This window comes from Halomonas sp. IOP_14, from assembly GCF_021021315.1.
GTDB lineage: Bacteria > Pseudomonadota > Gammaproteobacteria > Pseudomonadales > Halomonadaceae > Vreelandella > Vreelandella titanicae.
The window spans coordinates 1-6438 of record NZ_JAINWD010000068.1; the positions used below are offsets into that span (position 1 = coordinate 1).

Annotated in this window: 2 protein-coding genes; both read right to left on the minus strand. The window is 56.7% G+C overall.

All coding sequences use genetic code 11. The features are described 5' to 3' along the window. Window positions 1–6177 (minus strand): non-ribosomal peptide synthetase (locus K7H09_RS23660; protein ID WP_230806273.1); only part of this gene is annotated, 6177 nt, incomplete at its 3' end. 1 nt (window position 6178) lies between these two features. Continuing rightward, a partial coding sequence (locus tag K7H09_RS23665; protein ID WP_230806275.1) for a phosphopantetheine-binding protein occupies window positions 6179–6438 on the minus strand: 260 nt, incomplete at its 5' end.

Consider the following 6438-nt stretch of genomic DNA (forward strand, 5'->3'; position numbering starts at 1 on the left):
CCGTTGCCCCAGCGTCTCTCGTAGTGAGGTGCTGTCGAGTTCGCTGTCAGCCTGGGGAACCACATAGGCCACCAACCTAGAGCCGTTGGGGCCTTCTTGCGCTATCACCACCGCCTCGCGAACCTCCGGCTGAAAGAGCAGCTCGGTTTCGACCTCACCTAGCTCAATACGCAGGCCGCGGATCTTCACCTGGTGATCAAGGCGGCCCAGGTACTCAAGCTGGCCATCCTCCCGCCAGCGTACCAAGTCGCCGGTGCGGTAGAGACGTTCACCTTTTGCGAACGGGTCGGCGACAAAACGCTCCGCCGTGAGATCACTGCGATTGAGATATCCACGGGCCAGGCTTACCCCGCCTAGGTACAACTCTCCCGCAACGCCCTGTGGTACTAAGTTGAGTTCATCATCCAAGACGTAGGTGCGGGTGCCGCTAATAGGCCGACCAATGGGAATCTGGCGGTGAGCATCATCACGGCACCACCAGTGAGTGACATGAATCGTAGTTTCGGTAGGGCCATACAGATCATGTAAGTTTGCGTCATCAAGACACTCAGCCACATCTTGCTGTAGCGTGGCTGGAACGGCCTCGCCACCGCACATAATATGCTTGAGCCGCGTCTTGGCCTTAACATCGGGATAGGCCAGGAAAGCCTTTAACATGGAAGGCACAAAATTAAGTGTAGTGACTCCGTGCCGCTGGATCAGCTCAATGATGCGCTCAGGGTCACGATGATCACCAGGCTGGGCGATCACCAAACGTACCCCAACACTCAGCGGCCAGAAAATCTCCCAGACTGAGACATCAAAACCGAACGGCGCCTTGTGCAGCACGGCATCGGTATCAGTAAGCTGGTAGGTCTCCTGCATCCAGACCATGCAGTTGGTTAAGGCATCATGGCGGATGGCGGCGCCCTTGGGCCGCCCAGTGGAGCCTGAGGTGTAAATCACGTAGGCGAGGTGCTCGCCGTGCAGCTTTACCGATGGATTGGTAGAAACGTAATGTGCAACGTCCAGCCGATCCAACTCAACAACGCTTAGGCCATCAGCTACTGGCAATGACTCGCGCAAGTGGTGCTGGGTCAGCAGCAACTCGATGCCACTATCTTCGGCGATGAACGCCAGCCGCTCCGAAGGATACTCGGGATCCAGTGGCACATAGGCGCCCCCCGCTTTGAGAATCCCCAGCAGCCCCACCACCATCTCAATGGAGCGCTCCATGGCAATGCCCACCCGCGTCTCAGGTTTTACGCCTAGTCCGATCAGATAGTGGGCCAAACGATTGGCACGGGTATTGAGTTGGGCGTAACTGAGTGACTGATCTTCAAATACTAATGCAGTAGCCTTGGGTTTTACCTTGGCCTGGCGCTCGATCAGTTGATAAATTGGTGCCGCCTCGGAAGACTGTTGAGCATTCTCTCCCCACTCGCTCAACAACTGCCGCTCGTTTTTTCCTAGCAAGCTGATCTCACTTATCGCTTGCCGCGGTGCCGTTTGCAGGCTTTCCACGATGCTGGCCACGGCGGTTTCCATGTAATCACATAACCTTTGTGCACCAATCGTGCGGCTTACCTGCCCGACCAGTTGGAAGCCCTCCCCCAGATCATCCACAGACATACCCACTGGGTAGTTGGTGCGCTCCTGCCCACCTAGAGGCTCCATCCCCTCCCAAGTAGGTGCGGCATTCTCTCCCCTTTGAGGCGCAGCCTGGCGGTAGTTCAGCAGACTCGAAAATAACGGGGCACCGCCAGGTAAACCACTGCAACGCTGCGCTAGACCAAGACTGGCATGTTCATGGTGCAGTAGCTCAGAGAGTGCATCGTGAGTTTTCCGTAAGCATTCATCGACACCGTGGGAGCCCAGTGTAATGCGCAACGGCAGTGTATTAATGAATACCCCTAGCGCGCGTTCAGCGCCTTCGATGCCGTGCATACGTCCGGAAAGCACCGTGCCAAACACCACATCGTCCTTGCCGGTAGCTTTGGCAATTACCAGCGACCAGGCGAGATGGAAGAAGGCCGCCGCGCTGACGCCGTGGCGCCGAGCCTGATCGCGAATCGCCGCCGCCAGTTCGCCGTCCACCACCAGGCGCTGCTCGTCGATGTCATCACCGTTACCCATAACGTCGTTGAGACCGAAGGGCAGCGTACCCTCGTCAAGATCGCCAAGGCGCTGGTGGAAGTAGGCTTGGTGCTCGCTATCGGACACACCCAAGCGAGCCTGAGCGATGAAATTGCGAAACGGCACGGGCTCGGGCAACTCTGCGGAACGCCCCTGCTCGATCAGAGCGATCTCTTTGACGGCCTGCTTGACCGTCATATTGTCATCGATTAGATGGTGGATGAGTAACTGCAGTAGATAGCTATCACCGGCCGTGTCCTCGATAGCCACGGCTCGCATCAAGGGCGCCTGGCGCGCATCAATCCGGCAGCGACCGGGGTCGGCGGCGTGACGCAGCCGTTCCAGTGGAGACAGCTTCGAGCCTTCAATACCGTCGTCGGATGCCTTCTCGATCCACTCCACCAGCAACGGTGCTTGGCGGAGAACAACCTGTACCGGTTCGTCAAGTCCTTCCCAGAAAAAAGCAGTGCGCAGGATGTCGTGACGCGCCATTACTTGGTTAAAACCATCGATGAAGCTCGCCATGCGGGCTCGGTCGCCGAAACGCATGGTGTAGGAAGTGATGTAAGCATCACGCTCGACGTTCAGCCGGTGATGGAAGAGAATGCCCTCCTGTAGCGGCGCCACAGGATAAATGTCCTGGATGTTGGCGCCACCACCCGGCATCGTCGACTCAATGCGCGCAATCGCTTCCCGGTCAAGCGATACCAGGGGGAGCATCCAGGGCTCGAGGGTATCGCAGTGCTCAGGAATGAGGTTGGGCGGAACCTCCACTTTATGTAGGTCGTTCGCCGCTTCTAGCACCTGCGCGAAATCGCTTAGACGCGGATGTTCGAATAACTCACGGATGGCAATATCGCGACCACGTTCGCGCAATCGCGCAATCAGCCGCAATGCGAGCAACGAATGCCCGCCTAACTCGAAGAAATTATCGTGGCGGCCGACCCGCTCGACTTCCAGCACCTCACACCAGAGTGCTGCCAGGCTGACTTCCCTCTCGCCGCACGGCGCCTCGACCTCACCATGCCCGGCCCCTATGTCAGGATCGGGCAGCGCGGCACGATCAAGTTTGCCATTGGCGGTTAACGGCAGAGCGTCCATGGCGACCAACGCGCTGGGAATCATATGGTCGGGGAGATGGTGACTCAGCCGTTTGCGCAGCACCTGAGGGTCGACTTCAGCCACGGCCGCGACCATATACCCAACCAGCCGGTCGCCTCCAGGCCCTGAACACGCCACGACCACAGCATCGCGAATTTCCGGCTGAGCCAACAAGCAGGCCTCGATTTCGCCGAGTTCGATGCGGAAGCCGCGGATCTTGACCTGCTGGTCACCGCGCCCTAGATACTCAAGTTGGCCATCATCACGCCAGCGCCCTAGGTCGCCAGCGCGGTACAACCGCCCACCTTCGCTATCGAAAGGGTTGGCAACGAAGCGTTCGGCACTCAACCCGGCGCGCTTGAGATAGCCACGGGCAAGTCCTGCGCCCGATACGTAGAGCTCGCCGACAACGCCAATCGGTACGCGATTGAGGTCGTTATCCAGCACTTCGATACCGAGGTCAGGAATAGCGACACCCACCGGGCTGCGCTGCCCTTGCAGATCCGCTGCGGTGATCGGGCGATAGGTAACGTGAACCGTCGTTTCGGTGATGCCATACATATTGATAAGGCGCGGATGCGTATCGCCGAAACACTCTATCCATGGCCGCAACATTGCTGGTTCCAGGGCTTCGCCGCCGAAGATGACAAACCTCAGAGCGAGATCCTTGCGTGTTTGGATACCGGGTACGTTGATTAATTGACGGAAGGCTGATGGCGTTTGGTTCAGTACTGTCACTTGTTCCCGGCATAGCAGCTCGAGGAATTCTTCGGGGGAGCGGCTGACCCAGAACGGCACCACGACCAACTTGCCGCCCGTGCAAAGGGCACCAAATATCTCCCATACTGAGAAGTCGAAGGCGTAGGAGTGAAACAGTGTCCAGGTGTCTTGCCCGGAAAAATCGAACCAACTCGACGTAGCATCAAGCAATCGAGTCACATTGGCGTGACTCAGCTGCACGCCTTTAGGCTGGCCGGTAGAGCCCGAGGTATAAATGACATAGGCTAGGTTGTCACTACTCAGCGCTAACCCTGGGTTGTGCGCCGGTCGCTCTGTAATGTCCAGGCTATCTAATGCGATAGCAGTTAACCCCTCGCGCTGTGGGAGCTTCGTCATTAGTCCCGACTGAGTCAGCAGCAGCTCAATGCCGCTGTCTTCGACCATATAGGCGAGCCGCTCGGTGGGGTAATCCGGATCCAGCGGCACATAGACACCACCCGCCTTGAGAATAGCCAGTAGCCCCACCACCATCTCGATGGAGCGTTCAACAGCGATACCCACTCGGGTTTCAGGTTGCACGCCTAGGCCAATTAGGTAGTGAGCCAAGCGATTGGCACGAGCGTTGAGTTCGGCATAACTGAGTGACTGATCTTCAAATACTAGCGCCATGGCCTTTGGGTTTGCCGTAGCCTCGCGTTCAATTAGGTGGTGGATAGGTGGAGCATCGGAATACCGTTGGGAGTTTTTCCCCCATTCCTGTAACTGGAAGTGCTCGTCTTTATCAAGCAACTCAATATCGCCCAGCGCTCGCTCCGGAATCTCTGCCAGCGCCCCTAGAATGGCAGCATAGTGTTGTGCTAGGCGTTCAATGGTGGTTACATCAAACAGCTCTTCTGCATACACGAAACTTGCCTCCAGGCAACCACCAGCACGCTCTATAACATTTAGCGTCAGTTCGAACTGCGCCTCTCCTTTCTCTAGTGGCCAACTGCTCAGTTTCAGCCCCGGTAGCGTCTGTAGCACGTCATGATCTTGCTGCTGGTAGTTGAACATCACCTGGAACAGCGGCGCGTGATTCAGACTTCGCTCCGGCTGCAGCGCTTCCACTAACTGTTCAAAGGGGAGATCCTGATGCTCTTGTGCGCCCAACGCCGCACGTTTGCTCTGTTGCAGCGCCTCGGCCAAGCTCTGGCGACCACTCAATTGGTTGCGCAATACCTGGGTATTAACGAAAAAACCCACCACTCCCTGGGTTTCCGCTCGGTGACGGTTGGCGATCGGTACACCGACCCGAATATCTTCCTGCCCGGTATAGCGATACAGAAGCGCTTGGAAACCTGTCAGTAGCGTAATGAACAGGGTGGCACCTTGCGCCTGGGTTAGCTGGCGGAGCCCGCTAATCAGTGATTCCGGGAGCACCATTTGGTGGCGCGCAGCGTGATAATGTCCATCGTTGCGACGCGGTCGATCGGTTGGCAGTTGCAGTACCGGATGTTCGTCACCCAGTTCCGCCTGCCAGTAGGCGAGTTGGCGCTCCTTCTCGCCCGCCTCCATCCATTGGCGCTGCCATAGCGCATAATCAGCGTACTGAATCGGTAAGGATGTTGGCTGCCAAGCCTCTTCTGTCACTCGAGCGGAGTAGTCTGCAGCAAACTCATTGATGATCAATCGCATCGACCAACCATCGGAGACGATGTGGTGCATTACCACCACCAGTAAGTGCTCCTCTTTAGCTAAGCGCAGTAGCCCCACCCGCAACAGCGGGCCTTGCTCCAGGTCGAAGGGAACATCGCAGAGCTGTGTAACTTGACTCTCTATCGCCGCTTCGCTCTCACCTTTCGCCATATGACTTAGATCGACCTCGTGCAATACGAAGTTGCCTTCAGACTGCACCTCTTGCACCACCCCGCCTTCGCCATCGTCACGAAATACCGTTCGCAAGGCCTCATGACGAGAAACCAAAGCAGCGAGGCTACCCCGCAGGGCTTCAGTATCGAGTGCCCCCTTGAGGGTCAGAGCACCCGTAATATGGTAAGCACTGCTTTGAGGATCCAAGCGCCAGAGAAACCATTGGCGCAGTTGCGCATAGGAGAGTTCGCAGCTCTCCTGGCTCTTTCGAGGAACGATTGGCAACTTCGAAAAGTCGATCTTTTGTTGCCTTAAAGCATCAAGAAATACTCTCTGCTTGTCCCATCCCAGTCGTGAGAAACGTTCAGCAATAATACGTTTATTGAGTTCCATATCAGCTCTCCATACCGTCTAGTAGCGCCGCCATCTTTTCTAGCTGAGCACCTTCCTCCTCACGCGCACCTTCTCGGCTTTCCTGAATAGACTCACACATTGAAGCCAATGAGACATACTCGAAATAGCTGCGCAGAGGGAGCCGTATATCGAAATATTCTTCCACTCTAGATTGCACCCTGAGAGCCAATAGTGAATGGCCTCCCAACTCAAAGAAGTTGTCGTGGCGCCCCACCTGTTCGACGCCAAGTATCTCTGACC